Here is a 22,524-nt window from a genome sequence, read left to right on the forward strand (position 1 = left end):
ACATGGTAAACATCCGCGTACGTCGGGAGCCACCCACCCACGAACCTGCGCCGGCACCGACGATGCACCTCGTGCCCGATGGGGCGGGTTGTCGGCGCACTGGCCCGCCAACTCGCTAAGGTGCGGCCCATGACCTCCACGCCTACGGGAGAAGACCCGATCGTTCGTGCGCTCGACGAGCTCGTCCGCGAGGGGCAGATTCCGCCCGAGCGGGCCCGCGCCGCGTACGAGGGCAGCCTCGGACGGCCGGCGGACTCGTCGACCTCGGAGCAGCTCGCGACACCGGCCGACGAGCCCGACCGGCAGCTGCGGCTCGAGAGCGGCGCGATCGCGATCGGCGTCGGGCTGCTCGCCGCGACCGTCGGCATCGCGACCGGGTTCTCACGGCAGGAGTCCGATCTCGACTGGTCCAACTACCTGCTCGGCATCCTCGCCTCGCTCGGCCTGTTGGGCATCGCCGCGGCGGCGCTGGTGCTCGTCAAGGACGACGTACGAAAGGCGAACCTCGCCGCGTGGCCCGGCGCGATCGGCGCCGTCGGCGTCGGCCTGATGATCGGCATCGGACTCGACGACAACCCCGCTACCGGCTATCTCGCCGGTATCGTGACGGCCGGCCTCGCGGCCGGTGGGTACGTCGTCGTACGCCGCGGGGCCTTCGTGATCGCGGCGATCCTCGGACTGCTCGTCCTCTACCTCTCGCTCGTCGACGATGTCGTCAATCTCGACGACACGGAGGGCGACAGCACCGCCCTCACCATCGCCGCCGTGGTGTTGGTGTTCACGGTGGCGATCACGGCGGGCGGGTGGCTGCTTCCGACGCGTGACCTCAGCGGCGTCTTCGTCGGGGCGTTCGCCGTGGTGGCGTACATCTTGCTGTTCATCGGACTGATCGCGGTCGCGGCGTTCCAGCGGGCGTTCGCTCCGCTCGCAACCGACCTCGGCTCGCAGTCGGCCGACGCCCGACCGGATCCCGACCGCTTCAACGACGACATCTACCTGAGCCTGCTGTTCGCGGCGATCCTGGTGGCCGGCTGGGCCGTCTGCGCCGTGCTCAGCGGCCATGTCGGCTACCGGGTGCTGATCCTGCTGATGGTCGCGTCGACCGTACCGCTCGCGGTCGCCGCTCTCGCGGTCGAGCACCCGTCGTGGTGGGGCCTGGGCGCCGGTGTCGTCGGTGCAGTCGCGCTCGGTGTGGTCGGTCTCCGTGCGCTCGGGGTCATCGGCGACATCGGCAGGCGTCCGCCGCTGCGCCCGAGTGGCGGCGCGCCGATCGATCTCGACCGCCCCCACTGACCCATACCCCCGTGAGCCGCACGTATGTGCGGAGACACGCGGGCGTGTCGCACGCGAACGTGCGGCTCACGGGGCGGTGCGAACCGCGGGCCGAACTACGCGAGGGCGCCCATCGGGTCCCACGCGGGGAGGACGGTCGGCGCCGTCGCCAGGGCTTCCTGCAGCTCCGCAGGCAGGGCCGAGCGGCGTACGGCGAGCTCGAAGACGTGCTCGCCGAACCAGTTGTCGTTCATCGTGTAGAAGCCCTTGTCGGCCCGGTCGTTGCCCCAGCTGTTCTCGACCCGCCAGCGTCGCGGTGCGCCGTCGACCAGGTCGACGCCGGTGAACAGCATCGCGTGCGTCATCAGCGAGTCGTGGTACAGCAGCCGATCGGCCTTCTCGAGCGTGCTCTCGGTGCGGTAGACCGCGTCGTAGTCGTAGAGGTTGGCATCCCACATGCCGAGCTCCGAGCTGCACATCTTGTCGGTGTCGCAGCCGAACCAGACCGGCTCACCGCCGGTGATCGCATCGGCCGCGAGCGACTTCATCAGGTCTGCCTCGATGTTGAGGTACGTGACCGGCGGACCGTCGACGACGTTGCCGAGGTGCTCGACGGTGTACGTACGACCGAAGGTGCTGCCGGGCCGCGGGTCGTGCACGACGCAGACGTAATCCTCGAGCGGGATCGTGACGTACCGCTCGGCGAACTCGACGGGCGTCAGCTCGCCGTCGCGATGGAAGCCCTTGTCCTTGTCGGCCCACTGCCAGAGGAACGACGTCGGGGGAGTCCCGAGATGGATACTGAGCAGTCGGTGGATCGAGGCCAGTGCCGACTCCTTGTGCAGCTGCAGCGTGTCCGCGTCGTCGCCCGCCGCCGTACGCGCCCGCAGGTCGCGAGCCGCCCGGCGCAGGATGCCGGAGATGTCGCGGTTCATCGGGGCGGTCTTGCTCGAGGACCAGGTCTCGGGCATCGCGCTCTTCGGCACCAGGCCGTGCTTGCGTACGAGCGCGGTGAACATGTTCCACTGGCCGCCGTCTTCTGCCGGCGTCGCGAGCAGGTGCGCGACCGTACGGTCGTCGACGTCGCGCTCTGCCGTCGCCAGGATCGACTCGAGCCAGTGGTTGGCCTTCTCGAACTTGTCCCAGAACAGCAGGTAGTTCTGGGAGAACTCGAAGTCCTTCACGCCGAGCTTGCTCGCCGCTCCGGCGCGCAGCAGGTTCGTACCGGCGAACAGCCAGCACCGGCCGCTCTGCTTCTGGTCGGTGGCGTCCCAGTCGTCGAGCAGGTTGGAGACCGAGTGGTCGATGCCGGTGACGACTCGGCGATCCAGCGCGACGTCGTTGACGGAGGTCTTGGTGACGGCGTTCTGCATCAACCGCAGCGACGGTTCGGCGTCGAACTCCTTTCCGAGCCGATCGAGCAGGTCGTCGGACAACGCGCGCGTCATGAAAGATCCCTCCGTGGACGGCGGCAGAACAGTGGCGACAGCCTATGCCGAACTACCCGAGATCGGCGACGGCGGTCTCGATCGCGCGGTGGAACGTCGGGTACGCCCAGATCGAGTGCGCGAGGGTGTCGACCGGCACCTCGCCGCGGATCGCGACCGCGAGCGCGCCCAGCACCTCGCCGCCCGACGGGCCGGCGCTGGTTGCGCCGACGAGTACGCCGCGGTCGGCATCGGCGACCAGCTTGATGAAGCCGTCGTTGCCGATCTTGTGGATGTAGCCGCGGCTGCTCGCCGTCAGATCGGTGTAGCCCGTGCTGACGCGAATGCCCTGGTCGCGAGCCTGCGACTCGGTGAGGCCGGCGGCCCCGATCTCCGGGTCGGTGAACGTCACCCGGGGGAGTGCGCGGTAGTCGCCACCCGGTCCGTCTTCGCCGAGGATCGTGCGTACCGCGATGGCCGCTTGGTACATCGACACGTGCGTGAACGCACCCTTGCCGGTGATGTCGCCGATCGCCCAGACGCCATCGGTCACTCGCTGGTACGGATCGACGTCGAGCGACCGTGCCGTCGGGTCGATGCCGACCGTCTCGAGCCCGATGTCGCGGATGTTGGGGGTACGCCCCGCCGCCACGAGCAGTCGCTGCCCGCGTACGACGTCGTCTCCGACGGAGACGGCGAACTGGTCGCCGTCGTGGGACACACCGGAGACGGCGACGCCCACGCGTACGTCGATGCCGTCGCGCTCGAACACGGTCGCCAGCAGCTCGCTCGACTCGGGCTCCTCCGGCCCGAGGATGCGTGGGGCGGCTTCGAGCACGGTGACCTGAGAGCCGAAGCGAGAGAACGCCTGTGCGAGCTCGAGCCCGATCGCGCCGCCTCCGAGGACGATCAGCGACTCGGGCAGCACGTCGGCCTCGAGCACCTCGTGGTTCGTCCAGTACGGCGTGTCCGCGAGCCCGTCGATCGGGGGTACGGCCGCCGACGTCCCGGTGTTGAGCAGGATGCCGCGCCGGGCGACGTACTCGTCATCGCCGACGCGTACCCGCCCGGGCCCGGCGACGACCGCGTCGCCTCGGACGAGCGTGGCGCCCCTGTTGGCCATGCGCTCGGCGGCGACGGTGTCGTCCCAGTCGTCGGTCGCCTCGTCGCGGATCCGGCGCGCGACTATGCGGAAGTCGGGCGCGACGTCGGCCGTGCCGGCGAGTACCGGAACGCGCCTCGCCTCGGCGAGCGCATCGGCGGCGCGGATCAGCATCTTCGAGGGGATGCAACCCCAGTAGGGGCATTCGCCACCCACCAGGCTTCGTTCGACGGCCACCACCTCGAGCCCGGCTTCGGCGAGGCGCCCTGCGGCGTCCTCACCACCCGGTCCGGTGCCGATCACGATCACGTCGCACTCGGTCGTCATGCTCATCTCCCCGCGTTGGAGTCGGTGTGGGATCGGTGGATACCTAGTCCATCAATCCCACACCGATGCCGATCAGTTGCCTCGACCGTACGTGGAACCGCCCACGGACGCACGAGATCGCCGGAGGGACCGGGTTGCGTCGGGCCGGGAGCGCCTCACGGCGCGTGGCCGCTCGCAGCGGCTTCATTTTGGGACCCGGGGCTACCGCGGCCCGACGCAAGGAAGAGCCTAACGCAATACTCCAAGGCGTTCCTGCTTGGCGGCGTGCTGTAACGCCTGCGCGGTCTCGACGAGTCGAGCGGCGCTCAGCGTGGAGTTCGGCGGGTCGTCGGCGAGGTGCGCGCGCCCGACGCCGACGAGCCGGGCGAAGGCCGCGGCGCGGTCGAGGGTGGTCGCGAGGTCGGATCCGACGACGCCGCGGATCAGCGTGTCGACGAGCTCGGCGACCTCGACGGGGCCTGGCGGGTCGACGACGCCGGCGATGACCTCCTCGACGGGCGCGAACTGCTTGCCCGCCGTGAACTCACGCGCCGCGACCTCGGGCTCGCGGCGGACCCAGGTACGCAGCACGTACAGGCGCCACAGGCAACCCGCGAGCGAGTCGACGGGTGCGCCTGCCCAGAGCTCCGCGAGCGAGTCGAGGCCTTCGTCGTCGGCCAGGTGGAGCACCCGGTCGACGATCTGCTGGTCGTCGGAGTCGCGCGCGCCACGTACGAGCAGCGCGGCAACGCGCGCACCGGCCTCCAGCCGGTCGGCCGGGTCGGCCTCGCCGGGTTGCGTCTCGAACAGCTCGGGCCCGGGCAGTGCGGGTCGGTCGAAATGACTCACCGGACCAGGTTACGGCGTGCCCATGACGGGATCCGCGCCGTCAACGGGGTTGCGGGTGCTGGCCGGATGGCAGTACGCGGCGCGCGCCGGCGTACTCCCAGTAGTAGCGGTGCTCCTTCAGCGGGACGTACTCGAGCGGGCTCTCCTCGGTGTCGGAGTTGGTCGGCGCGTCGATGACGTACCCGTCTCCGGCGTAGATGCCGACGTGGTGGATGCGAGTCTCGCCGAAGAAGACCAGGTCGCCGGAACGCAGGTCGGACTCCGCGACCGGCGTGCCGATCTCGGCCTGCGGGCCTGCGTCGCGCGGGATCCGGACGCCGTGCACGCCATAGACGGTGTGGGTGAACCCGGAGCAGTCGAACCCGAATGCCGACGTGCCGGCCCAGAGGTACGGGAGGCCGAGGAACTTCTTCGCTGTCCGCACGATGTCTGCACCGGTGGGGGTGGGGATGTCGTCCTCGTCGTGATGGACGGCGACGTCCGCGGCCGGGACCCAGGCCGGCCCGCGCGGGGTCGAGACCTTTACTGCGTCGCCGACGCGACGAAGCTTCGGCAGTCGGGTGTTCATCGAGAGGTCCATCATCGGCGCCCGGCCCGACCGGCCCCGCGACAGTTGCGTCGACGTCGCGGTCACGAGCGCGAACGGGGCTCTGTCGACGGCAGCGCCGTAACGCGGCGCCGGGCGTAGTTGCGTCGCAGGGATCCAACCCGGGTAGCCGAGGTCGTTGCGCGGCGTCGGCTGGCCATGGACGGCGACCTCCACCCAGTCGCCGGAGATCTGCAGGACGGTGACCTCGGCGCCGAACAGCGCCTGGGTCTCGAGATCACCGACGAGCCAGCGCCGCTCGGCCAACGTCATGGTGTCGACCCACCCAGTGATGTCGACCGGGTCGCCGGTCGCCTGCGCGTCAACGGGTCGGGCGGTGTCCGGGGCGACCCACGCCGTTGCCACCGACACGTCGACGTACGCCGTGTCACCCGGCTGCAGCGAGCCCCCGGGTGGTGCATCGGCGGGCGCCGCGCTCGACATGGTGGTGGATGTGGACCCGATCAGTGCGCCTGCCACCACGGTCACGGCGGCGGCGCGAGCAAACGACGTCAGTTGCATCTGAGGCCTCCCGCACGCAGCCTTCCGCACCCGCAGGTGAGGCGCAAGCGCGTTTAGAGCCCCGGTGGCGAAGCGCCATCGCCGCGAAGGCTCAGGTGGAGGCGGGCTGGGGCTTCTTCGTACGCGCACCGAAGAGGAACAGGGCCATCACCGGGACGATGTACGCGAGCCAGACGATGACCTGCAGCCAGGTCGGGTTCGGTTGGAAGTTGATGGTGCCCTTCAGCAGCGTGCCCAGCCAGCCGTCGGGGCGCAGGGTCCCGCTGATGTCGAACGCGAGGTTGTAGAGCCCGGGAAGGAAGTCCGCCTCCTGCAGGTCGTGGAACCCGTACGCGAGTACGCCGGCCGCCACGACGATCAGCAGTGCGCCGGTGATGGTGAAGAACCGCGACAGGTTGATCCGGAGCGCCCCGAGGTAGAAGAGCACGCCGAGGACGGCCGCAACCGCGAGCCCGAGCAGGATGCCGATCAGCGGGACGACGGTGCTCGACGACGTCTGCGCCGCAGCCCAGAAGAACAGCGAGGTCTCCAGCCCCTCGCGTCCGACGGCGAGGAACGCGACGACGGCCAGTGCGAGCGGACCGAGATCCATCGCGTGGTCGAGACGGCCGTGTAGTTCGCCCTTGAGGCCCCGGGCGGCGCGCCGCATCCAGAACACCATCCAGGTCACGAAGGCGACGGCGACGATCGACAGCGTGCCGCCGAGCAGCTCCTGCTGCTCGAAGGTCATCGCGCGCGACGTGAACTGCAGGACGGCACCGACCATGAGCGCGAGCGCGACGGCGGCGCCGACCCCGAGCCAGATCGCCGGCAGCCGGTCGCGGCGGTCGGTCTTGACGAGGTACGCCACCAGGATGCTGACGATCAACGCGGCCTCGAGCCCCTCACGCAGGCCGATCAGGAAGTTCGCCAGGAGCATCGGGCTCTCCTCGACACGGGTTGGTTAGGTGTGCCTAACCAACTTACTCGGTATCGAGCGCCGCGGCGAGGCCGGGTCCGGTGAGGTCGATCTGCCATTGGCGCGCACCGTGGCCGGCGAGCGCAGCGGCGACCGCGTCGGCCGTTGCGGGCTCGGGTGGTTCCCAGGCCACCCGGCGCACCGTGTCGGGCGCGAGGAGGTTCTCCGCCGGGAGGTCGTGGTCCTCGGCGATCTGCGTGACGACCTCGCGGCAGGCGCCGAGGCGGGCCGCTGCGACCGGGAACTTCTCGCTCCACGCCCGAGCCGGCGGCGGACCGTTGTACCGAGCCGCGACCGTCGGCAGGTCGCGGTCGGGCAACGCGAGTGCGGCGCCGACGGCGTCGACCCACTCGTCGAGGTGGCGACGCGCCGACCGGTTCCGCATCACCGGCATCGCGCGCAGCGTCGCCCGATCGCGCGGCTGGGCAGCGGCCATCGCAACGATCGACGAATCGGGAAGCACCCGTCCGGGCGCGATGTCGCGCGAGGCGGCGATCTGGTCACGGGCGTCCCACAGGGAGCGTACGAGCGCGAGCTGGCGTCGCCCGCGCGCACGGTGGATCCCCGACGTACGCCGCCACGGCTCCTCCCTCGGCGCAGGGCCGGTGAAGTCGAGCAGTGCGTCGAACTCCTGCTCGGCCCACTCACGCTTGCCGGACTCGACGAGGCGCCGGTCGATCTCGTCGCGGAGCTCGGACAGCACCTCGACGTCGAGCGCGGCGTACTCGAGCCACGGCTCGGGAAGAGGGCGCTTCGACCAGTCGGCTGCGGAGTGTTCCTTGGCGAGGGTGTAGCCCAGCAGGGTCTGCACGAGCGAGGCGAGACCGACACGGGGGAGGTTGAGCAGCCGACCCGCGAGCTCGGTGTCGAACAGCCGCCGGGGCACGAGCCCGATATCGCGGAGGCAGGGGAGGTCCTGGGTCGCCGCGTGCAGGATCCACTCGGTGTCGCCGACGACGGCATCCAGTGCGGTGAGGTCGTCGAAGGCGATCGGGTCGACGAGATGCGTACCCGAGCCGCGCCTGCGCAGCTGCACGAGGTACGCCCGTGCGGAGTAGCGATAGCCGGATGCGCGCTCGGCATCGAACGCGACCGGCCCTTCGCCCTCACCGATCGCGGCAAGTGTCGAGGAGAATGCGTCGTCGCTGTCGACGACCGGCGGAAGGGGTTCGCGGAGTCGCAGGGGCGGCAGGCTCTCCTCGGGCGGGGAGGCGTCGTCGTGGTCGCCCGGCGCCGAGTGCTCGGAACTCATAGGCGCCTTTCGCCACCCGCGCGGCGGCTCGCGGTGTTCTCCTCGTCGGAAATAGGGCTCACGGTGACCTTCCTCGTCGGCCTTGCAATGCATCCACCCGGACGACGCCCTTCGACAACGAGCCCCGAGGAGGGGGCACCGGTCAAGGAGTCATCCTCTGCGGACCCGGCGGCTCGACAGCATGGCGACGCCGGGCGCAAGGGGTGGTAACCCAGCGACCGTACACAGCAGATCGCCCCAGGCCGTCACGTGGTCGCCGATATCGGAGGTCGGTGTCCAGGACGCCCTGATCTCGAGCTGGGCCGACGAGCCGTCGTCCGCGAGGCCGCCGAAGCCCTCCGATGCGACCGTGGTCACGCTGCCGCTCGGTGCGATCAGGCTCGCCTCGTTGGCTTCGAGCGCTTCGGTGAGCCACGTCCAGCCGACCTCGGCGATCACCGGGTCGCGCAGCATCTCGGGGTCGACGTCGGCGCGTGCGAACGTCACGAGGCGGAACGTACCGTGCCATGCGTCGTTGCCTGAGGGATCGTGCAGCATAACGATGCGACCGGTGCCGATCTCATCGCCCGCGACGACGATGTCGCCCGTCATCGCCGCCGAGTAGGGTGCGATCCGCTGGGGAGCGGGCATTTCCTCGCATCGGATCTCGGGGCGCAGAGGGGCGGCTCGCAACTGCCGGACGGCGCTCTCGAACTCTGGAGGCGGGCCGTCCAGCTCCTTTCCGGCTGCCATGCTGCCAGCCTAGGTCGCCGGAGCCGACCTGGCCGTCCGACTCGCCGTTCTACCTGCGACGATTACCGCGTGTCGTCTCCTGCGCTTTCCGACAGTCCGTTCCTGACCGCCTGCCGGCGGGAGAGACCCGCCCATGTTCCCGTGTGGTTCATGCGCCAGGCCGGCAGGTCGCTGCCCGAGTACCGCGCCGTACGCGAAGGCGTCCCGATGCTCGAGGCGTGTGCCCGGCCCGACCTGATCGTCGAGATAACGATGCAGCCCGTACGCCGCTATGGCGTCGACGCGGCCGTCTTCTTCTCCGACATCGTGGTGCCGTTGAAGGCGATCGGCGTCGACCTCGACATCGTGCCGGGCACCGGCCCCGTGGTCGCGAACCCGATCCGATCCGCTGCCGGGGTCTCTCAACTGCGCGACCTGAGCCCCGACGACGTGACCTACGTCAGCGAGGCGGTCTCGGCGCTCACCGGCGAACTCGGGGCCACGCCGCTGATCGGCTTCGCCGGTGCGCCGTTCACGCTCGCGTCGTACCTCATCGAGGGCGGCCCCTCGCGCGACCACCGGCGTACGAAGGCGCTGATGTACGCCGAGCCGAAGCTGTGGCACGACCTGCTCGGCACGCTCGCGCGGATCGCCGGCGCGTTCCTACGCGTGCAGATCGAGGCCGGCGCGAGCGCGGTCCAGTTGTTCGACTCGTGGGCCGGTGCACTGTCGCCGTCGGACTACCGCGCGTACGTGCAGCCACACTCGGCGGCGGTCCTCGGCGAGGTTGCCGACCTCGGCGTACCGCGGATCCACTTCGGCGTCGGCACTGGCGAGCTGCTCGGCGCGATGGGGGAGGCGGGTGCCGAGGTCGTCGGCGTCGACTGGCGGGTGCCGCTCGACGAGGCGACGCAGCGCATCGGCCCACGACGCGCCGTCCAGGGCAACCTCGATCCGACGCTGCTGTTCGCCCCCACGGACGTCATGACTGACGCGGCGGCGCGGGTACTGGATGCCGGGGCCGCCGCGCCCGGCCACGTCTTCAACCTCGGTCACGGGGTGTTGCCCGAGACCGACCCGGACGCGCTGTCGCGACTCGTCGACTTCGTGCACGCGTACGACCCTGCCGAGACTCGCGCATGAGCGGAGCGGAGCGAACGCGCGTCGTCATCGTCGGGGGCGGTATCGCCGGAGCGGCGGCGGCCGAGGAGCTACGCACGCTGCTGCCCGATGCGGAGCTACTCGTGCTGGAGGCGAGCGAGCGGGTCGGCGGCAAGCTGCACCGGGTCGAGCTGGCCGGCTCCACGATCGACGTGGGCGCCGAAGCGATGCTCGCGCGGCGGCCCGAAGCGCTCGATCTCGCGACCCGGGTAGGGCTGCGGAGCGCCGTCATCCATCCGGCCACCACCAAGGCCGCGTTGTGGACCCGCGGCTCCCTACGACCGATGCCGCCGACCATCATGGGCGTACCGGCCGACCTCGACGCCCTCGCCGAGAGCGGCGTCGTCTCGCGGGTCGGCATGATCCGCGCGACCGTACAGCGCCGACAGACGCCGGTCGCCGACGATGTCTCGGTCGGCGACTACGTGGCGTCCCAGCTGGGCGACGAGGTCTGCGACCGCCTGCTCGAGCCGCTGTTGGGCGGGGTGTACGCCGGGCACGCGCGTTCGCTGTCGTTGCGTGCTGCCGCGCCGCAGATCGCCGCGCTCGCCGAACGCGACGGCTCTCTGGTCGAGGCGGCCGCGCAGGTGTACGGCGAGCGGCCCGCTTCGGGCGGCCAGGTGTTCGCCGGTCTGCGCAGCGGTGTCGGCCAGCTCGTACCCGCGGCGCTGGAGGCGTCGGGCGCGACCGTACGCAGCGGCGCGACCGTACGTGAGCTGCACCGCGTCGAGTCGGGAGGCTGGCACCTCGTCGTCGGTCCGACGACCGGTGTCGAGCGCATCTACGCCGACGCGGTCGTGCTCGCGACGCCCGCGGCGCCGACGGCGCGGCTGCTGTCTGCGCATGCGAGCGTTGCGGCAGCCGAGCTGGGTGCGATCGAGTACGCGAGCATGGCGATCGTCTCGCTGGCCGTACCCCGCTTCGCGATCGGCGGGCTGCCGGACTCGTCGGGCTTCCTGGTGCCCCCGATCGACGGTCGGGCGATCAAGGCGGCGACGATCTCCTCACGCAAATGGGGGTGGCTCGACGAGGCATCGGGCGACCTCGTCGTCCTGCGGGCATCGCTCGGCCGCGCAGGTGAGGCCGAGCTGCTGCAGCGCACCGACGCCGAGCTGGTCGCGCTTGCGGTCGGCGACCTGCACGAGGCGGTCGGGCTGAGCGGTCAACCGGTTGACTCCCATGTGCAGCGCTGGGGTGGGGCATTGCCGCAGTACGCCGTCGGTCACCTCGACCGCGTACGACGCATCGACGATTCGCTGGCCGGTGTGCCCGGTGTCGAGGTGTGCGGTGCCGCGTACGCGGGGGTCGGCATCCCGGCGGTGATCGCGACCGCGCGAGCCGCCGCGGCACGGGCGGCCGACCACCTGGCGAAGCTTTCGGCCGCCGGGGAGAGAATGATGCCATGACCCGCACACCGAACGCCGGCAAGCGCGCCAAGGACATCAACGACACCATCCGCTACACGATGTGGTCGGTGTTTCGGCTGCGTGAGCAGATCGGTGAGGGCGAGCGCTCCTGGCTCGCGCAGCCGGTCGAGGAGCTCTTCGAGCAGCTCGAGCGCAAGGACATCGCGATCCGCGGCACCTACGACGTGAGTGGCCTGCGCGCCGACGCCGACCTGATGATCTGGTGGCACTCTGAGTCGTCCGATGCGTTGCAGGACGCGTACAACGCGTTCCGGGCATCGGGTCTCGGCCGGCGTATGGATCCGGTCTGGTCGCAGCTCGCGGTGCACCGGCCGGCGGAGTTCAACAAGTCGCACGTGCCGGCGTTCATGGCCGACGAGGAGGCGCGCGCGTACCTCTGCGTGTACCCGTTCGTGCGGTCCTACGAGTGGTATCTGCTGCCCGACGAGGACCGCCGCGACATGCTGCGTGAGCACGGCATGCAGGCGCGCGACTATCCCGACGTGCGCGCGAACACGGTGCCGGCGTTCGCGCTCGGCGACTACGAGTGGATCCTCGCGTTCGAGGCCGATGAGCTCCATCGTCTGTCCGATCTGATGCGCGAGCTGCGCGCGAGCCGGGCGCGCCGTCACGTACGCGAGGAGATCCCGTTCTACACGGGGCGTCGCCGCCCGATAGGCGAGATCGTCGCGAGCCTGCCGTAGGTATCATCCGCCACCATGATCTCCCTGCCGAGCACGCCGCAACTGCGCTGGCCGACCACTGATGTCCGGACGTCTTACCTCACCGGAGAACAGGCGGACTGCCTGCTTCGCACGACCGATACCGACTGGTTGGGCGCGGCGAGCGACGACTTCGACGGCTTCGTGGAGGTGCGGCGCGGCATCCGCACCCGATGGGGCGTTCCGTCGACGGTCTACTGGTACACCGCCGGCGAGCACTACCTTGGCACCTTGGTGATCCGGCACGAGCTGACGCCAGAGCTGCATGAGACGGGCGGCCACATCGGCTACCACGTGGTTGCGCCGTGGCGCCGGCAAGGACACGCGACGAGGATGCTTGCGGCGGGACTCTCGCACTGTCGGGAGCTCGGTCTCGACCGGGCACTGCTGACGTGCACGCCCGACAACGAGCCGTCGCGACGGGTGATCCTCGCCAATGGCGGAGTCGCGGACGGTCACGCCGGCGGCGAGGACCGGTTCTGGATCACGATCGGCTCTGGCGACGAGCGCAACTAGCGCAACGAGCCTGCGCCCGCTGACCGGCCACACGTCGAAGCCGCGCGGCGGGCATCAAATCGGATGACAATGTGCATGGGTGCGTCATGCTCCCGGTGGCGGCAGCATGCGAGGTGTCGGCCGCGAGGAGGCCGGCGCACCTGCAGATCTCGGACGTACGAACCGTAGAGCGGTCGACCGCCGCTCGTGACCGAGGAGCACCCGTCATGTCACTGGCCCGCGTCCAGCACATCTCTGTCTCGCTCGACGGTTTCGGCACCGGAGAGGGGCAGACCCGCGAAGCGCCGTTCGGTCACGCGGGCGAACGGCTGCACGAGTGGATGTTCGGCACTCGGACCTGGCACGAACGGGTCGGCGAGCCGGGCGGCAGCGGCGGGGTCGACGATGCCTTCGCGGGGTTGTTCGAGGCCGGTATCGGCGCCGAGATCATGGGATCACACAAGTTCGGACCCACCGGGTGGCAGGACGACCCGGAGTGGACGGGGTGGTGGGGTGCCAACCCGCCGTTCCACACGCCGGTCTTCGTGCTGACCCACCACCCGCGCGAGCCGATCGAGATGGAGGGCGGCACCACCTTCCACTTCCTCGACGCCGCGCCCGACGACGCACTGCGGACGGCTCGTCAGGCCGCGGACGGCAAGGACATACGTCTGGGCGGGGGTCCGACGATGGTCCGCGACTTCCTGGCCGCCGGGCTCGTCGACCACATGCACGTCGTGGTCGTCCCGATCCTGCTCGGCCGGGGCGTACGCCTGTGGGACGGTCTCGAGGGGCTCGAGAGGGACTACCAGGTCGAGGCCACCTCGTCGCCGAGCGGCGTCACCCACCTGACCTTCACGCGTACGAGCGCCTGAGCCGCTGCCCGGCGTGCGAGCGGGCGGCGCAACCACCAATCCGAGCAGACGGGAACGTTTCCGATGTCCACATCACGACTCGATATGTCCATGTCCCTGGACGGATACATCGCCGACTCCAACGACTACCTCGGCGGCGGCGACGACCACCGCTTGCACAACTGGTTCGCTCCGGGCGGCGAGTACGCCGAGCCGGCCGGCGCCGCGGGTGAGCTGATCGCCGAGCTGGGCGAGGCCGGCGCGGTCGTCGCCGGCCGGCGTACCGCCGAGCTGATGGATCATTGGGGTGGTGACCACAACGGGATGCCGATCTTCGTGCCGAGTCACCGTCCCCCCGCCCCGGCAGCGCGCTGGGGGTATCCGCTCGTCACGTACGTGAACGACGGGATCGCGAGTGCGATGAAGCAGGCCAAGGACGCCGCGGGCGACCGTCACGTGCACGTGGTCGGTGGGTACACCGCGCGTACTGCACTCGAGGCGGGCGTACTCGACGAGATCCAGATCCATCTGGTCCCGGTGCTGCTCGGCGACGGTCACGGGTTGTTCGACGTGCTCGGGACGCACATCGAGCTGGACATCGTTCGAGTCATCGACACTCCCGAGGCCACCCACATCCGGTACCGCGTACGGAACTGAGCGCCGTGGTCAGGGACTACTGGTCCGTCGCCGGATCCAGCCGCAACGCGACGCCGTTGATGCAGAAGCGCTGATCGGTCGGGGTCGGATGCCCCTCACCCTCGAACACGTGCCCCAGGTGTGATCCGCACCTCGCGCAGCGCACCTCGACACGCTTCATGCCGAGCGAGGTGTCCTCGATGTACTCCACGCGGTCTTCGGCGAGCGGGGTCCAGAAGGACGGCCAGCCACAGTGGGCATCGAACTTCGTCTCGCTCGAGAACAGCTCGGCGCCACAGGCGCGGCACGCGTACACACCCGTCGTCTCGTCGGTCTCGTACGCGCTGCTGAACGGGCGTTCCGTGCCGGCTTTGCGCAACACGTCGTACTCCTGCGCGCTCAGCTCTGCGTGCCACTCTTCGTCTGTCTTCGTCACGTCGTACGCCATACCTCCAGCGTACGTCGGTACCGTCCGTTCGCGAATGGCGCAAGTTCGTTGCTCAGGCGGCCTGACTGCAACGAATCTGCGCCACTCGCGAGAATACGGGCTACATGCCGTCGACGCCTTCGCCCGCGCCGGCGCTCTGCTCGTCGAGCGTCTCGTGTTCGAGCAGGTGCAGGCACGGCACCTCGAGCTTGCGGCGCGACCGCGAGGTCCAGTCGAGGTGGAAGAACTCCGACACGACATGCGGCTCGGTGAGGATGATCGCCTCGTTGCCGTCGACCTTCTTGATGAGCGACGCGAGCGCACGTACCGGATCGTCGCGGGTGAGCTGGGCGGTTGTCTGCTGCCGGCGCCCCTGCAGCAGCGCGACGCTCGCGTCGAGCTCTGTCTGCGCCGTGTGGTCGATGCTCTCCTGGATCATCTCGACCTCGCTGGAGTCGGGCGAGACGACGGGAACGAGCTCCGGTCCGCCGAGTGCGCCGAGCGAGGTGGTGAGCTGGCCGGCGGCATCCTCGACCGGCATCACCAGGTGATAGCGGACGGGTTCGTCGATTGCCTCGTGGAGTCCGACGATCTGGTCGGCATCGACATCGGTGAGCTGATGTTCGATCAGCAGAGCGACGTTGTACATCGGGTATCCCTTCCTCGCACGGAGGTTCCCCCTACCGTGAACTTTACCCCTGCTTGCCGGCGGATCGGAGCACGTCGGAAAGATCGTACGAGACGACCTCCTCGAGTTGTTCGTAGGTGCACGACTCGGGGTCACGATCGGTCCGCCAGCGCTTGAACTGGGTGGTGTGGCGGAACCTCGTGCCCTCGAGGTGGTCGTAGCCGACCTCGGCCACGAGCCGTGGTTCGAGTGGTACGAACGAGAGGTCCTTGCCGGCGTTCCACCGGCTCTCCCCGCCCGGCCGGCGATCACCTGCGGTGTTCGCGGCGTCGGAGGAATCCTCGCCGGCATAAGCTCCCCAAGGATGCTCAGCCATGGGGGTTCGAATCTTGTCGAGTAACCCGATCATCTCGGCGCGCACCTCGGCGCGGAACGACGCGCTCACGCCGACGTGCTGGAGGGTGCCGCGGTCGTCGTACAGCCCGAGCAGCAGCGAGCCGAGGAGAGGTTTGTCCGGCGTGGACGTCTTGTGCAGCCGATAGCCCGCGACGACGACGTCGGCCGTACGGGTGTGTTTGATCTTCAGCATGCTCCGCTCGCCCGGCGCGTACGTCGAGTCGACCAGCTTGGCGACGACCCCGTCGAGGCCGGCGCCCTCGAACTGGTCGAACCACGCGTTCGCCTCGTCGGCGTCGAGGGTGACCGGCGTGAGGTACACCGGTGGCTCGACGGCGCCGAAGATCTCGGCGAGCCGCTCGCGTCGGCGTGCATAAGGCGTCTGGAGCAGGCTGTCGTCGCCGTCGGCGAGTAGGTCGAATGCGATGTAGGACGCCGGTGTCTCCGTGGCAAGGAGGTTGACCCGTGACTCCGCCGGATGGATGCGGTTGAGGAGGTACTCGAACTCCAGCCGGCCCTCGTGCACGATCACGACCTCGCCGTCGAGGACGCAGCGCTCGGGTAGGGCCGACTCGGCGATCGCGCGAGCGACCTCGGGGAAGTACCGCGTGAGGGGTTTGGTCGAGCGGGCGTACAGCTCGACGGAGTCGCCGTCGCGGAACACGATGCACCGGAAGCCGTCCCACTTCGGCTCGTACGCGTAGCTGCCCGTCGGTATGCGAGCAACCGACTTGGCGAGCATCGGCTTGAGCGGGGGTTCGAGCGGCAGGGTCATGTGGTGCTCCGGTCACGTACGTAACGGGCGAGTAGGACGTCATCCTCGTACAGCAGGTGCTCGAGGCGCAGTCGGCGGTCGACGGCGACCGAGCCGATCGCGATACGTGGTGCACCGTCGGCGGCGAGACGCGGTGCGATGGTCAGGCAGAGCTCGTCGACCACGTCGGCCTCGACGAGCGCGCCGAACAGGGACGGCCCGCCCTCGCACAAGACCCGGTTGAGACCGCGCTCGGACAGCGCCGGGCGGATCGCCGCAAGGTCGACCGTCTGCTCACCTACGACGACGACGTCGCAGTGCTCGCGTACGTGCGCGAGCCGGTCGGCGGGAGCGGCAGCTGAGGTGATCACGATCGTCGGTGCGGCGGTGGAGTCCTTGCGAACGAGGGCCTCGGGCAGGTCGAGCGAGGCGCTGACGACGGCGATCGGCGGCCGCGGCGCGAGTCCGAGCGACTCCCGCAGGGCCCCGTCGACCTCGTCGGGCCGCACCGGCTCGTACCCCTCGTGCCGGGTGGTGCCCGCGCCGACGAGGATCACGTCGGCCAGGCTGCGCAGGATCGCGAAGACGCGCCGGTCGATCTCGGGGGAGATGCCCGCGGACAATCCGCTGGCGCTCGTGGCAGCGCCGTCGACAGTGGACACGAAGTTCGCGCGCACCCACGTACGGCCGTCGGGATAGGCGTACGCCTCGATGAGCCCGTCGCGGTCGGGCACCGGCGAGATGAACGACATGGCCCCGATCCTGCCAGGCCGCACCGCCCGCCGTCCCGGGACCCGCGGGGCGAGGACGTCAGGCGGACAGAGCTCCGGGCACGAGGACCTCCGCGCCGTCGCCTGACGTGCCGGGTGCGGCGACGCGTGTCACGGCGGCGGTACGGCTCGTGACGTCGAGTCGAGCGAAGATGTTGACGAGGTGGGTACGGACAGTGCCCTCGGAGATGCTCATCCTGCGAGCGATCTGTCTGTTGGTGTGGCCGAGCCCGACGAGCTCGAGGAGCTGCCGCTGCCGGGGCGTCAGGGCGGTTTCGACGCGTAGGCGGCGTATCGCTGCGGCACGGTACGCCTCGGCGACGTGCGGGCGCAGCAGGGCGAACAGGAGGCGGTCTCGTTCGTCGAAGCTCGCGCCCGGTCCTCGGAATGCGATCAGCCGTACGGAGCGTCCGGGCCCGTCGGGCGCGCACATCATCATCTCGTGGTCGACACCGTAGGCAGTGTCGATGTACATGCCCGTCGCACGCCATTGCCGGAGCGAGAAGAAGTCCGACAACAGGGTCACGCTGGTGTAGTCGCCGGAGAGGTCGTAGTAGGAGCAGTAGGCCGACCAGTAGTGCCGCCAGAAGGCCTCGTCCTCCGGGTCACGCTGGCCCGGACTCGCATCCACGAACTCGGACTCGTCCAGGCACTGCTTCAGGTAGTGGGTCTCGGTCAGGGTGTCGACGCCGTTGAACGACAGGTCGTCGCATCCGATCAGGTCCTTCAGCCGATGCAGGAACGGCCACGGTAGTCCCGGCCCGGGGTCCTCGTGGACCAGCGTGACCAGCTCGCCGAGGGCGCCGATGTCGTGCTCGCCGAGGTTTGTCGCAGACATGAGCGCTCATTCCGATGGGAGAGGTCCCGTTGCCTCCATCATGCGCCTCATCGGGGCGCCGGACCATACGTAGTTGCGCAGATGGCGGTGGGCCCAAGGACGCGGAACAGTCGGTGTGGTCCAGCGAAGCACCCGATCGGACGGTCCGAGACCGCCGTCAGAGGAAACCAGGAAGCACCATGTTCAAGAAGTCAGCATTTGCCGCCATCGCCATCGCGACGGCCGCGACACTCACGCCGTCGCCGTCGTCGGCGTTCATCCCGAGACCGTACTATCCGGTGTCCGAGCTCGACGAGGCCTCCGCCAAGGCGTTCGATCCTTCGGAGACCGTGTCTCGCATCACCGCCGCCTCTCGGAGCGACGTCGCCCAGCCACGACGCTCTCATCGCGTGACCGTCGTGTTCGACCGCGAGGTGCCGGCCGAGCCGGCGAGCCCGCGCGGGGAGCGCCGGCTCGACCTGAGATGCGCCGTCGCCCGCTGAGCCGATCGGCGTCGACGGGCGCGTGCGGGATCTCAGGCCGGGATCGGCACCAGGTCGACCGCGCCGACCGCGTAGCGGGCGAGTACGACCCGGGCGATCTCCTCATCGACGCCGAGCGGCTCCGAGACCGCGACCGCGCCCGCCTCCAAGGCGAGCTCCGCGGCCCGGTCGGGCAGGAAGCCCGGCGCGAGGAACAGCGAGCCCACGGCGATGTGGCGTCGGCCGTCGGCGCGGAACGCGCGTACGGCCTCACCCGTCGCCGGGGGAGCGGCGGTCGCGAAAGCGGCGACCGCCGGCAGGTTGTGCCGAAGTCCCCACGTACGCGCGGCGCGCTGCATCACCTGGTTCGCGATCGAGTCGCTCGAACCTGCCGCCGCCAGCACCAGCGCGTCCAGCTCACGTACGCGAGCGTCCGCAAGTGCAGCACGCAGCCGCTTGTCGAGTACGTCGAGCAGTGCCGACTCGACGCCGAGTACGTCCGTCGCGTGCACCCGCAGGTCGGTGTGCCGCGCCTGTGCCGCCTCGATCACCGCTGGGATGTCGACGTTCGCGTGGTAGGCGCTGCTGATCAGCAACGGCACGATCACGATCTCGTCGTGCCCCTCGGCGTACAGGCGGTCGATGACATCGCCGACCAACGGATCGGAGAGCTCCAGGAACGCGGGCTCGACTCGTAGATCGGGACGCATGGATGCGACCCGTTCCGTGAGTGCTGTGATCGTGGCGGACGAGCGCGGGTCGCGGCTCCCGTGTGCGAGAGCGACCAGTGCCGGTGCGGTCATGATGCATCCCTCCTCTGCGGATGATCGTCGTGGTTGAGGTTCAGCGACCTCGGGTGTCGGCTCATGCGTGGATCCCGCACTCGGTCTTGGCCAGCCCGGCCCAGCGCCCGCTGCGCAGGTCGGCGCCCTCCTCGACCCGTCGCGTGCAAGGCCAGCACCCGATCGACGGGTAGCCGTCGTACTGCAGCGGGTTGACCAGTACGCCGTTCTCCTGGATGTAGCGGTCGACGTCGTCGCCCGTCCAACGCGCGAGCGGCGACACCTTGACCTTCTCCTTGCCCGGATCCCAGCCGACGACCGGTGTGATCACCCGGTTGTGCGTCTCTTCGCGGCGCAGCCCTGTCGCCCACGCGTCGTACGAGGCGAGTGCATCCTGCAGCGGCTTGACCTTGCGCAGGAAGCAGCAGCGGTCGGGGTCGCGGGCGAACAGGTCCTTGCCCTCGCCGGCGTCCTGCTCGGCGACGGTCTGCTCGGGCTCGACGGTGATCAGGTTGACCGGCATCGTGGCGGCGACCGCGTCGCGCGTACCGATCGTCTCGGCGAAGTGGTAGCCCGTGTCCAGGAAGACGATATCGAGACCCGGCGCGACCTTCGAGGCGATGTCGATCAGGACGGCGTCGGCCATCGAGGACGTCACGCAGAACCGCTCGCCGAACGTAGCGACTGCCCACTCGACGATGACCGAAGCGGGTGCGAGCTCGAGCTCGGCGCCGGCGACCGTCGCGATGTCGCGGAGTTCCGCGGCGCTACGACGGTCGACGTCGACATTGGTGATCGTCATGCCGATGCACCTCCCTGTGGGGTGGTAGTGGGGGAGAGGATGCCGACGAAGCGGAGTCCGAACGCGCGCTGGCACGAACGGCACTCCCACTCGCCGTGCTTCTCTCCGTGGGGGCGGAGGTCCTCGTCGCCGCAGTACGGGCAGTGGAACGGGACGGCGTGACCGCTCATCGCTCGACCTTCGCGCTCGTTGCTCGCTCGCCGCTCATCGCAGCACCGCCTCGTCGGCGCGCCCGACCCACTGCGCGAACACCTCGCCGTCGTTGCGCTCTGCGAGGTACGTACGCGCGAGGCGCTCGATGTAGTCGGCGAGTGCGGCGCCGGTCACCTTGTGTGCTCGTAGCTTGCGGCCGAATCCCGCCTCGAGCCCGAGGGCGCCCCCGAGGTGGACCTGGAAGCCCTCCACCTGCGCGCCGGACTCATCGACGACGAGCTGGCCCTTGAGGCCGATGTCGGCGGTCTGGATGCGGGCGCAGGAGTTGGGGCACCCGTTGACGTTGACGCTGATGGGCGTATCCAGCTCGGGTACGCGCTGCTCGAGCTCGTCGATCAGCTCGGCCGCGCGGTCCTTGGTGTTGATGATCGCGAGCTTGCAGAACTCGATGCCCGTGCAGGCCATCGTGTTGCGCCGCCACGCCGACGGGCGGGCGTACAACCCGAGGCCCTCGAGCGCGGTGATCAGCGGTTCGACCCGGTGCTCGTCGAGGTCGAGGATCAGCAGTTTCTGGTGCGCGGTCGTGCGTACGCGGCCGCTGCCGTGCTGCTCGACGACGTCGGCGACCTTGGCGAGCAGCGAGCCCGACACCCGACCGACGGTGAGTGCGACACCGACGTAGAAGCGGCCGTCCTGCTGCTTGTGGACGCCGACGTGGTCGCCGGGGGTCTGCGGTGCCGGTGCCTCGGGTCCGTCGGGCAGTGGCCGGCCGAGGTACTCGGTCTCCAGCACGTCACGGAACCGCTGCGTGCCCCAGTCGGCGAGTAGGAACTTCAGCCGGGCGCGCGTTCGAAGCCGGCGATAGCCGTAGTCGCGGAAGATGCCGGTGACGCCGGCCCATACCTCCGGGACATCCTCGAGCGGAACCCAGACCCCGAGCCGTTGCGCGAGCATCGGGTTCGTCGAGAGTCCGCCGCCGACCCAGAGGTCGAAGCCGGGCCCGAACTCCGGATGCTCGACGCCGACGAACGCTACGTCGTTGATCTGGGGCACCGTGTCGTGGCTCGGATGCCCGCTGATCGCGGTCTTGAACTTGCGCGGCAGGTTGGAGAACTCCTTGCTGCCGATGTAGCGGCGCTCGATCTCCTCGACCGCCCAGGTGCCGTCGATGATCTCGTCGGCGGCGATGCCCGCGACCGGGCTCCCCAGGATCACCCGGGGGCAGTCGCCGCACGCCTCCTGGGTGGTCAGACCGACGGCCTCGAGCTTGTTCCAGATGGTCGGGACGTCCTCGATGCGTACCCAGTGCAGCTGGATGTTCTGCCGGTCCGTCAGGTCGGCGGTGTCACGCCCGTACGTCGCGGACAGCTCGGCGATCGTGCGGAGCTGGTCGAGGTCGAGCTGCCCGCCGTCGATGCGTACGCGCAGCATGAAGTAGCTGTCCTCGAGCTGCTCGGGCTCGAGCGTCGCGGTCTTGCCGCCGTCGATGCCGGGCTTGCGCTGGGTGTAGATGCCCCACCAGCGGAACCGGCCGCGCAGGTCGACCGGGTCGATCGACTCGAACCCGCCGTGCGCGTAGATGTTCTCGATCCGGGCGCGAACGTTCAGCGCGTCGTCGTCCTTCTTCACCTGCTCGTTGGAGTTGAGCGGCTCGCGGTAGCCGAGGGCCCACTGTCCGCTGCCCTTCTGGGCGCGGCTTGCGCGGGTCGGGCGAACGGGGGCGTCGGTCGTCGTGGTCATGGAGCGCGTCCTTCACGGTGATGGACACGCGGTGCACGGGGCGTTACGGATTCATTCGGCGCTGAACGAACTCACAGCCCGGTGACCGCATGCCCGAGGGAGTTCGGGCGGGTCAGACCGGGCGACACATGCTGCTGCGGACACGACCGAGGTCGACGTGACGCCGAGCCACCAGGTGTGTCGATTCCGCTGCGAGCATGGCAAGAAGTCTCCGCGACGACCGCAGCCCGTGACAAACCCCCGTCTCGCTATGTGAGCGAGATGTCCGTATTCTGAGACAGCGGTCGGGTGGTATCGACGTTTGTGCAGGTCAGCGATTCGGGCGGGTGGTGGCTTGCGATGCCGATCACACCCGACGGCGGCGGGCGGGCGCCTTCACGCGGGTACGGACAGCCGGTCGCGCAGGAATGTGCCGAGGGGCATCGGCTCGCGACCGATCAGGGAGGCGAGGGTCGCGGCGCAGGTCAGGGCGGGGCGAAAATCGGATGCGCCGCCGAACCATGCCGCGTAGCGT

Annotated in this window: 23 protein-coding genes; 8 read left to right on the plus strand and 15 right to left on the minus strand. The window is 69.6% G+C overall.

Features of this window, described 5'->3' with window-relative positions:
• Positions 1-129: 129 nt before the first annotated feature.
• A complete protein-coding gene (locus tag L0C25_RS19865; RefSeq protein ID WP_271633516.1) occupies positions 130-1,293 on the plus strand; it encodes a hypothetical protein in 1,164 nt (387 codons plus the stop codon).
• 95 nt (positions 1,294-1,388) lie between these two features.
• Here L0C25_RS19865 and L0C25_RS19870 read toward each other — a convergent pair whose 3' ends face one another.
• From L0C25_RS19870 to L0C25_RS19900, 7 genes are all read right to left on the minus strand, one after another.
• Positions 1,389-2,720: a C1 family peptidase gene (locus L0C25_RS19870; protein ID WP_271633517.1), complete on the minus strand. Its 1,332-nt coding sequence runs from the start codon at positions 2,718-2,720 to the stop codon at positions 1,389-1,391.
• A 52-nt stretch (positions 2,721-2,772) separates the two neighbouring features.
• Positions 2,773-4,128, minus strand: coding sequence for a dihydrolipoyl dehydrogenase family protein (locus L0C25_RS19875; RefSeq protein WP_271633518.1), 1,356 nt, complete (start codon positions 4,126-4,128; stop codon positions 2,773-2,775).
• Between the two features lie 228 nt (positions 4,129-4,356).
• Entirely contained in the window at positions 4,357-4,956 is a 600-nt protein-coding gene (locus L0C25_RS19880) for a hypothetical protein (protein ID WP_271633519.1), read from the minus strand.
• A 40-nt stretch (positions 4,957-4,996) separates the two neighbouring features.
• The gene (locus tag L0C25_RS19885) at positions 4,997-6,064 is read right to left on the minus strand and encodes a C40 family peptidase (protein WP_271633520.1); all 1,068 of its coding nucleotides are present in this window, start codon (positions 6,062-6,064) and stop codon (positions 4,997-4,999) included.
• Positions 6,065-6,155: 91 nt separating this feature from the next.
• Positions 6,156-6,983 (minus strand): iron uptake transporter permease EfeU, encoded by an 828-nt coding sequence (efeU, locus tag L0C25_RS19890; protein WP_271633521.1) that lies wholly within the window; start codon positions 6,981-6,983, stop codon positions 6,156-6,158.
• Between the two features lie 43 nt (positions 6,984-7,026).
• Entirely contained in the window at positions 7,027-8,274 is a 1,248-nt protein-coding gene (locus tag L0C25_RS19895; protein WP_271633522.1) for a ribonuclease D, read from the minus strand.
• A gap of 150 nt (positions 8,275-8,424) precedes the next feature.
• Positions 8,425-9,006 carry a DUF3000 domain-containing protein gene (locus L0C25_RS19900; RefSeq protein ID WP_271633523.1) on the minus strand — a complete coding sequence of 194 codons (582 nt, stop codon included), beginning with the start codon at positions 9,004-9,006 and terminating at the stop codon, positions 8,425-8,427.
• A 69-nt stretch (positions 9,007-9,075) separates the two neighbouring features.
• On the opposite strand from L0C25_RS19900, the gene hemE reads away from it, so the two are divergent.
• The 6 genes from hemE (at position 9,076) to L0C25_RS19930 (ending at position 14,280) form a co-directional block, all read left to right on the plus strand.
• Positions 9,076-10,128 carry a uroporphyrinogen decarboxylase gene (gene hemE / locus L0C25_RS19905; RefSeq protein WP_271633524.1) on the plus strand — a complete coding sequence of 351 codons (1,053 nt, stop codon included), beginning with the start codon at positions 9,076-9,078 and terminating at the stop codon, positions 10,126-10,128.
• Positions 10,125-11,552 (plus strand): protoporphyrinogen oxidase, encoded by a 1,428-nt coding sequence (gene hemG, locus L0C25_RS19910; RefSeq protein WP_271633525.1) that lies wholly within the window; start codon positions 10,125-10,127, stop codon positions 11,550-11,552. The genes hemE and hemG overlap by 4 nt, the downstream gene beginning before the upstream one ends.
• The gene (gene hemQ, locus L0C25_RS19915) at positions 11,549-12,256 is read left to right on the plus strand and encodes a hydrogen peroxide-dependent heme synthase (RefSeq protein ID WP_271633526.1); all 708 of its coding nucleotides are present in this window, start codon (positions 11,549-11,551) and stop codon (positions 12,254-12,256) included. The genes hemG and hemQ overlap by 4 nt, the downstream gene beginning before the upstream one ends.
• Before the next feature lie 15 nt (positions 12,257-12,271).
• Complete coding sequence (locus L0C25_RS19920) at positions 12,272-12,790, plus strand: GNAT family N-acetyltransferase (RefSeq protein WP_271633527.1); 519 nt, start codon at positions 12,272-12,274, stop codon at positions 12,788-12,790.
• Between the two features lie 206 nt (positions 12,791-12,996).
• Entirely contained in the window at positions 12,997-13,644 is a 648-nt protein-coding gene (locus L0C25_RS19925) for a dihydrofolate reductase family protein (protein WP_271633528.1), read from the plus strand.
• Between the two features lie 90 nt (positions 13,645-13,734).
• Positions 13,735-14,280: a dihydrofolate reductase family protein gene (locus L0C25_RS19930; protein WP_271633529.1), complete on the plus strand. Its 546-nt coding sequence runs from the start codon at positions 13,735-13,737 to the stop codon at positions 14,278-14,280.
• A gap of 16 nt (positions 14,281-14,296) precedes the next feature.
• Here L0C25_RS19930 and msrB read toward each other — a convergent pair whose 3' ends face one another.
• The 5 genes from msrB to L0C25_RS19955 all read right to left on the minus strand — a co-directional run bounded on the left by msrB (position 14,297) and on the right by L0C25_RS19955 (position 18,072).
• Complete coding sequence (msrB, locus tag L0C25_RS19935; protein ID WP_271633530.1) at positions 14,297-14,707, minus strand: peptide-methionine (R)-S-oxide reductase MsrB; 411 nt, start codon at positions 14,705-14,707, stop codon at positions 14,297-14,299.
• Between the two features lie 100 nt (positions 14,708-14,807).
• On the minus strand, positions 14,808-15,335 hold the full coding sequence (locus L0C25_RS19940; protein WP_271633531.1) for a hypothetical protein: 528 nt from the start codon (positions 15,333-15,335) through the stop codon (positions 14,808-14,810).
• A 43-nt stretch (positions 15,336-15,378) separates the two neighbouring features.
• Entirely contained in the window at positions 15,379-16,485 is a 1,107-nt protein-coding gene (locus L0C25_RS19945; protein WP_271633532.1) for an ATP-dependent DNA ligase, read from the minus strand.
• Positions 16,482-17,216 (minus strand): pyrimidine reductase family protein, encoded by a 735-nt coding sequence (locus tag L0C25_RS19950; RefSeq protein WP_271633533.1) that lies wholly within the window; start codon positions 17,214-17,216, stop codon positions 16,482-16,484. The genes L0C25_RS19945 and L0C25_RS19950 overlap by 4 nt, the downstream gene beginning before the upstream one ends.
• Before the next feature lie 58 nt (positions 17,217-17,274).
• Complete coding sequence (locus L0C25_RS19955; protein WP_271633534.1) at positions 17,275-18,072, minus strand: response regulator transcription factor; 798 nt, start codon at positions 18,070-18,072, stop codon at positions 17,275-17,277.
• A gap of 179 nt (positions 18,073-18,251) precedes the next feature.
• Between L0C25_RS19955 and L0C25_RS19960 the strand changes: the two genes are divergently transcribed.
• Positions 18,252-18,554, plus strand: coding sequence for a hypothetical protein (locus L0C25_RS19960; RefSeq protein ID WP_271633535.1), 303 nt, complete (start codon positions 18,252-18,254; stop codon positions 18,552-18,554).
• Between the two features lie 32 nt (positions 18,555-18,586).
• On the opposite strand, the gene L0C25_RS19965 is transcribed toward L0C25_RS19960, so the two are convergent.
• The 3 genes from L0C25_RS19965 to L0C25_RS19975 all read right to left on the minus strand — a co-directional run bounded on the left by L0C25_RS19965 (position 18,587) and on the right by L0C25_RS19975 (position 22,010).
• The gene (locus L0C25_RS19965) at positions 18,587-19,336 is read right to left on the minus strand and encodes a sirohydrochlorin chelatase (protein WP_271633536.1); all 750 of its coding nucleotides are present in this window, start codon (positions 19,334-19,336) and stop codon (positions 18,587-18,589) included.
• 61 nt (positions 19,337-19,397) lie between these two features.
• A complete protein-coding gene (locus L0C25_RS19970; RefSeq protein WP_271633537.1) occupies positions 19,398-20,117 on the minus strand; it encodes a phosphoadenylyl-sulfate reductase in 720 nt (239 codons plus the stop codon).
• Between the two features lie 204 nt (positions 20,118-20,321).
• Positions 20,322-22,010, minus strand: coding sequence for a nitrite/sulfite reductase (locus L0C25_RS19975; RefSeq protein WP_271633538.1), 1,689 nt, complete (start codon positions 22,008-22,010; stop codon positions 20,322-20,324).
• Positions 22,011-22,524 lie beyond the last annotated feature (514 nt).

The sequence above is a fragment of the Solicola gregarius genome (genome assembly GCF_025790165.1).
GTDB lineage: Bacteria > Actinomycetota > Actinomycetes > Propionibacteriales > Nocardioidaceae > Solicola > Solicola gregarius.

Excerpts from the sequence above, each read along its gene's own strand:
- L0C25_RS19865 (WP_271633516.1), top strand. The coding sequence starts at position 130 with ATGACCTCCACGCCTACGGGAGAAGACCCGATCGTTCGTGCGCTCGAC.
- L0C25_RS19870 (WP_271633517.1), bottom strand. The coding sequence starts at position 2,720 with ATGACGCGCGCGTTGTCCGACGACCTGCTCGATCGGCTCGGAAAGGAG.
- L0C25_RS19875 (WP_271633518.1), bottom strand. The coding sequence starts at position 4,128 with ATGACGACCGAGTGCGACGTGATCGTGATCGGCACCGGACCGGGTGGT.
- L0C25_RS19885 (WP_271633520.1), bottom strand. The coding sequence starts at position 6,064 with ATGCAACTGACGTCGTTTGCTCGCGCCGCCGCCGTGACCGTGGTGGCA.
- efeU (WP_271633521.1), bottom strand. The coding sequence starts at position 6,983 with ATGCTCCTGGCGAACTTCCTGATCGGCCTGCGTGAGGGGCTCGAGGCC.
- L0C25_RS19895 (WP_271633522.1), bottom strand. The coding sequence starts at position 8,274 with ATGAGTTCCGAGCACTCGGCGCCGGGCGACCACGACGACGCCTCCCCG.
- L0C25_RS19900 (WP_271633523.1), bottom strand. The coding sequence starts at position 9,006 with ATGGCAGCCGGAAAGGAGCTGGACGGCCCGCCTCCAGAGTTCGAGAGC.
- hemG (WP_271633525.1), top strand. The coding sequence starts at position 10,125 with ATGAGCGGAGCGGAGCGAACGCGCGTCGTCATCGTCGGGGGCGGTATC.
- hemQ (WP_271633526.1), top strand. The coding sequence starts at position 11,549 with ATGACCCGCACACCGAACGCCGGCAAGCGCGCCAAGGACATCAACGAC.
- L0C25_RS19920 (WP_271633527.1), top strand. The coding sequence starts at position 12,272 with ATGATCTCCCTGCCGAGCACGCCGCAACTGCGCTGGCCGACCACTGAT.
- L0C25_RS19925 (WP_271633528.1), top strand. The coding sequence starts at position 12,997 with ATGTCACTGGCCCGCGTCCAGCACATCTCTGTCTCGCTCGACGGTTTC.
- L0C25_RS19930 (WP_271633529.1), top strand. The coding sequence starts at position 13,735 with ATGTCCCTGGACGGATACATCGCCGACTCCAACGACTACCTCGGCGGC.
- msrB (WP_271633530.1), bottom strand. The coding sequence starts at position 14,707 with ATGGCGTACGACGTGACGAAGACAGACGAAGAGTGGCACGCAGAGCTG.
- L0C25_RS19940 (WP_271633531.1), bottom strand. The coding sequence starts at position 15,335 with ATGTACAACGTCGCTCTGCTGATCGAACATCAGCTCACCGATGTCGAT.
- L0C25_RS19945 (WP_271633532.1), bottom strand. The coding sequence starts at position 16,485 with ATGACCCTGCCGCTCGAACCCCCGCTCAAGCCGATGCTCGCCAAGTCG.
- L0C25_RS19950 (WP_271633533.1), bottom strand. The coding sequence starts at position 17,216 with ATGTCGTTCATCTCGCCGGTGCCCGACCGCGACGGGCTCATCGAGGCG.
- L0C25_RS19955 (WP_271633534.1), bottom strand. The coding sequence starts at position 18,072 with ATGTCTGCGACAAACCTCGGCGAGCACGACATCGGCGCCCTCGGCGAG.
- L0C25_RS19960 (WP_271633535.1), top strand. The coding sequence starts at position 18,252 with ATGTTCAAGAAGTCAGCATTTGCCGCCATCGCCATCGCGACGGCCGCG.
- L0C25_RS19965 (WP_271633536.1), bottom strand. The coding sequence starts at position 19,336 with ATGACCGCACCGGCACTGGTCGCTCTCGCACACGGGAGCCGCGACCCG.
- L0C25_RS19970 (WP_271633537.1), bottom strand. The coding sequence starts at position 20,117 with ATGACGATCACCAATGTCGACGTCGACCGTCGTAGCGCCGCGGAACTC.
- L0C25_RS19975 (WP_271633538.1), bottom strand. The coding sequence starts at position 22,010 with ATGACCACGACGACCGACGCCCCCGTTCGCCCGACCCGCGCAAGCCGC.